The organism is Oerskovia sp. NPDC060287, from assembly GCF_042726775.1.
Lineage (GTDB): Bacteria > Actinomycetota > Actinomycetes > Actinomycetales > Cellulomonadaceae > Oerskovia > Oerskovia merdavium.
On the sequence record NZ_JBHXBO010000267.1, the window covers coordinates 1 to 5,124 of the forward strand.

Below are 5,124 nucleotides of genomic sequence, written 5' to 3' on the forward strand. Positions count from 1 at the left end.
CACCACAATGGTGGTGGCTACGCAGAAACGACACCGCCCCCTGGCAACACCGACCCACCGGTGGAGCCCGCCGTGGCACCAGGCCATTCGGGCGGCCTGCCTGACCATCCGGGCCGCTCTCGGGCAGCCCGCCGAAAACTGCAGCCATGGCCCGCTCTCGACATCAGCGGACACCGCCGAGCAGCGGACGACTCAGGACCAGTGCGGCGGGACGTCTCGCAGGAGCTCGGCGTCGTGACTGCTCTCCGCAGCCCCCGGGCGCGCGTCACCCCAGGTCACGGCGTCGTCGTCAGACCCCAGGCCCGCGACCCCCGCCTGCTCGGTACCTCGCCGCACGACCCGGCGGGACCTGCGCCGCGGATGCCCGGCCGGCGCGCCGACCGCAGGGACGTCGCCCGCAGCGTCGCCCGCAGGGGCCGAGGCATCAGGACGGGAAGCTGGATCGTCGGGGAGCACCCGTCCATTCTCTCAGCCGTCAGTCCGTGCCGAACTCGTCGTCCGCGACCACGGGCACCACCACGATCCGGTCGCCGCCACCCGTCTGCGCGATCCCGCCCCGCTCGGGCAGCCGCGCGTCGCGCACCGACTGGACGACGCGGCGGATGCGCTCGGCCTCCTTGGCCGGGTCGAGGAACGCCGCAGCGGACCACACCTGCGCCACGACCCATCCCGCGGCCTCGAGCCGCTCCGCGATCTGCCGGTCGCGGACGCGGACGCTGCGCTCGGCGACGTACGCGTCGTCGTCGGTCAGCACGGCCACGAGAAGCTCGCCCGGGATGTCAGGGTGCCCCACGACCAGCGGGATCCGGTCGCCGCCGGCCACGCCGTAGTCGGTCTCGACCACGAGGCCCGCACGCCACAGGCGCTCGGCCAGGTCGATCACGAGGCGGTCCGGGTTCCCCCCGACGTCCACACCGTTGCCCAGGGTGACCTGGTCCGCGCGACCGTTGCGCTGCTCGGCGAGGTCCAGCACCTCCGCGAGGAGCTTCGCACCGTGCCCACGCAGCCTCTCGGGATCGAGGTCGGCCGCGGTGAAGCACGTGACCACGTGCAGACGACGACGCGCCGACCCCAGCGTGTCGAGGAGCATCGCGTCCCCACCCGCAGCGTTCAGCACACCGAACCGGTGCAGGACCCGCCCGTGCGGGGTGCGGCCGTAGCCGACCGACAGGACGATCGCGTCGCGCGCGAGCCCCGCGACCCCCGAGACCTCGGCCACCACGACCGGCTCGGCCCGCGCACCCGAGAAGAACGCGGCGAGGGCTGGGTTCTGCCGGACCTCGGCGAGCAGCGCGTCCCGGATCCGGTCGGCGTGCACCGCGCTCACCGTGACGATCGCGAGCGACTCCTCGGGGCGCGTCATGGCGTGCTCGATCGCGATCTCCACGACCCGGTCGACCTCGGCCTGCGTGCTCTCGACCGCGCCCGACGTCGGGTCCGGCATCCCGGCGCCGTCGACCAGGTCGAGATGGACCAGTGGTTCGGCCCGCGGCAGGGGGCTCGGGCGGAGCACGCCCGCGTACCCGTGCGCGACCAGGAAGGCCGTGAGGTACGGGTCGCGTCGAGCGCCGCCCGCCGACAGCGCGACCGTGGGCAGGACCGCGGCGAGCTCCTTGACCGTCGACCCGGACGCCGCGCGCGGGTCCCCGACGACGACGACCTGACGGCCACGGGCGAGCGCCGACAGCACGAGCTCGACAGGCAGGTGCTGCACGGCGTCGAGGATCACGAGGTCGACCGTGCGCGCCGGGGTGAACAGGTGCGGCACGAGCGTGGGTGAGGCGACGACGCACGGGCGCAACCGGCGCAGGACCTCGGGGTAGAGCTCGTGCGCGTCGCGCAGGCTCGTGAGCCGCCCCTCCAGGAGCTCGGTGAACAAGGCTTCCGCCTCGGACCGGTGATCACGCATCGCACCGCCGAGGTGCTCTCGCACCGCGACCCGCACAGGGGCCGAGAGCGCCGTGATGTGGGTCCGGTCGAGCTCGCGGAACCGGCCCGCGAGAGCCTCGAGGCCCGCACCGTCCTGCCCGGCCAGCGCAGGGTCCTGCGCGAGGATCTGCTCGAACACCGAGCTCCACCACGCGAGGTCGAGCTCGGGGCCCACGAGCTCCTTCTCGACCCGGCGGGCCGAGAGGTCGTCGAGGAGATCGCCGAGCCCCTCGTCTCGCAGCGACCGGAGTGCCGCGGTGCGCGCCGGCAGGTGCTCGAGGGCGTCCTTCTCCTCGCTCAGGCTCGCGAGACGTGCCGCGAGCTCGGGGAGGGGAAGGTCCATCAGGTCCGAGCCGACGGGAGTCGTGGACAGGACGGGGTCGAGATACTCGAGGTCGAGACGCACCGCCTCGAACGTGTCCTCGATCGCGGCGAGCCCCTCCGGGAGGGTGGGCCAGCCACCGCGGGGACACTGCGCCTGCCAGACCGCACGCTGCGCCTGGACCTCGACGAGAGCCGCGTGGAGGTCGGCGACCCGGACCCCGGGGCGGAGCATGTCCTTGGCCTGCTTGCGCAGCCGCCGCCGGTGGGCCCACCCCATGTCGATCCCGTTGTCCGCGCGCCACTGGCGCGTGCCGGTGGCCTCGACGAGGTCGGTCGCCGTGCGCTCGAAGATCAGGGGCTGGAACGCGTCGAGGGTGCCGCGCATCCCGCCGAGCATCGTGAGCTGCTCGCCCCACTGGCGGACCGACGTGGCGGGTGTCAGGCCCGTGGTCCGGGCGACCGACTCGACCTGCTCGCGGAGCTCGGGCAGGGTCCGGCCCGTGAGCCGCTCGACCCGGACCAGCGCGTCCTGGGCGCCTTCGGTGCTCGTGATGTCCGCACCGAACCAGGGGGTGGACGTCGAACGGAGCGTGAACGCGCCGACGTCGGCCGCGCCCTCGAGGCGCGCCGCGAGCTCGCCACGGCGCTCGGCACCGATGCGGAGCGTGACCTCGGGTCCGAGGCGGACGGTCGTCGCGGGCGCAGGGCGCTGCGCGGTGAGGCGTGCGAGCGCCTGCAGGGCCGCGTACGCGGACACCCCCCAGGGCTCGCGCACCAGGTGCAGCGACTCGACGTAGCCCGAGAGCTGGGCGCGTGCTCCCAGCAGCCCGTCGCGCACGCGGGCGACCGCGTCGGTGTCCACGACCTCGGCCTCCGCGGCCATGGCCGAGAGCAGTCGGTGCGAGGCCGTGGCCCGCCACGTCGGCTCGGGCTCGATGTCGAGGATCAGACCGTCCAGGCCGAGCGTCTCGAGCCGGTGGGTCAGCGAGTCCGCCGCCCGGCGGTGCCCGGGGACGTACAGGATGCTCCGCCCGCTGGCTGCCGCCTCGGCCACGACGGCCGCGAGGGTGCCCGCGACGTCGGACCCTGCGGGAGCGTCGACGAACAGGTGGCTGCCGGTCGCGAGGGTGTCGATCACGTGGCGCTGGGCGGGGTCGAGGTCGCCCACGCCGCGCTCCTGGGTGGGGTCCGCGTCCCCGACGCGCGGGGTCGGGAGCTCGCGCTCGAGCGCGGTCGCGGCCTCGTCGGAGCCGGCGAGCGCCGCGACGACCTCGTGCCTCTCGAGCCCGGAGGCCAGCTCGTCGAGGTCGTCGACGAGCACCTGGCCGGGGTGGACGAAGGTCCCGACGAGCACGCGCTGGGTCATCTCGAAGTCGCCGAGCACCGCCCGGCCCACGGCCGTGATCCGCGCGAGCGCGTCCGAGGGGTCGAAGCCTGCGGGCGTGAACGCGCTGCGAGCGAGCGTCACGGGGTCGATCAGCCCGCCGTGGGCGCGCAGCGTGCGAGCGAGCAAGGGGTTGATCTCGACGGTCGGTTCGAGCGTCAGGTCGTAGTCGGTCTCGCTGTCGCCGCGCGGGGTGAGCGTGAGCGGTCGCAGCAGGACCGGGGCGCGCACCGTGCGCGGGAGGCTCGGGTCGGGCGCAGGGGCCTCGCCGGCCGGGCTCGCGGTGCCGCCGTCGGGCCCGACGGCGCCGCTCGCCCCGCGCGTCGTGCTCGCGGTGGCGTCGTGGTCGCCCTGGGGGGTCTGGGCCGGGTCGGTCGCCGACGGTTCGTGGGCCGGGTCCGCGGGGTCGGCCGGCAGGCCGGTCGCACCGTCGATGGTCCGGCCGTGCGTCGAGCCGGCGACGTGCGCGAGCGCTGCGACGTCGTCGGTGGGGAGCCGGGAGGGCTCTTCCTCGGTCCAGGTCGTGACGCCGATCGCGAGGTAGGTCGGGGCGACGCCGTAGCGCTGGGCGTGCTCCTGCGACCGGACGACCACGGCACGGGCCCTGCGGCGCGCGGCTGGCAGCGACGCGCCCTCACGGAAGAGGTTGGACAACCGGGTCGGACGACCGGCGAAGAGCTGTGCGACCCCTGACGGGTGGGCGGCGGTGAGGTCGATGACGGCGTCACCCAGGAGCCCGATGTCCGCGAGCGAGGAACCACCCGCGAGCTCGACGAGCGAGGCTCGCCAGGACCGGACCGCGTCCTCGACGAGCTCGGCGGTCGTGGGGGGCTCGACGAGCACCGGTGGCGACGCGACGGGCGTGCCGTCGGCTCCGTTCGGCGAGGCACCGGCTGATGCGCCGTCGGGCGCGGTCTGGTCGGTGAGCGGCCGAGCGGGATCGGCCACGGACTCGTGGGCAGATGAGGTGCGGGCGGCTGCGTTCACTCTGGAACGCTAACCGTCACGGGTGACGGAACCAGCACCGGCACGCCGTGAGCGGCCGTTTCGGGTTGCTCGGGGCGACGAGACGGGCCACCAGGGCCATTGATCGGGAAGAAGTCCGGCTCCTGTGAACTCGCTGTGAGCGCCATTGCGCACCGAGAACGGGCCGAGAAAGTGTGAGGACGGTGCGCACCGCGCAGGGGGCAGGCGATACGCACCGTCAGAGATGATTCTGCAAGGTCTTCTACCGTTCGTCAAACCTGTGAGGGAGCGACACCGGGTGAAAGTGGACGCCCGTCCAGTTCGTCGTGGCGGATTCTTCCTGGACGGCCGTCAACGTGGCATTCGGTGCCACATCGCGTGCCGACGCACAGGCGGCCACGCCCCGGGTGGGGGGGGGGCGCGAGGGGGGGGGGGGCCCTCGGGCAGGAGGTGGCTCCCCCCCCAGCGCGGGGCACAGCCGAAGAGCTTGGACCCCGGCTTGTGCAGGGCCCCCGCGATCA

The 5,124-nt window shown here is 74.2% G+C and carries 1 protein-coding gene; it reads right to left on the reverse strand.

The features are described from left to right. Window positions 1–475 precede the first annotated feature (475 nt). Window positions 476–4,624 (reverse strand): hypothetical protein, encoded by a 4,149-nt coding sequence (locus tag ACFWFR_RS17140; RefSeq protein WP_377623811.1) that lies wholly within the window; start codon window positions 4,622–4,624, stop codon window positions 476–478. Window positions 4,625–5,124 lie beyond the last annotated feature (500 nt).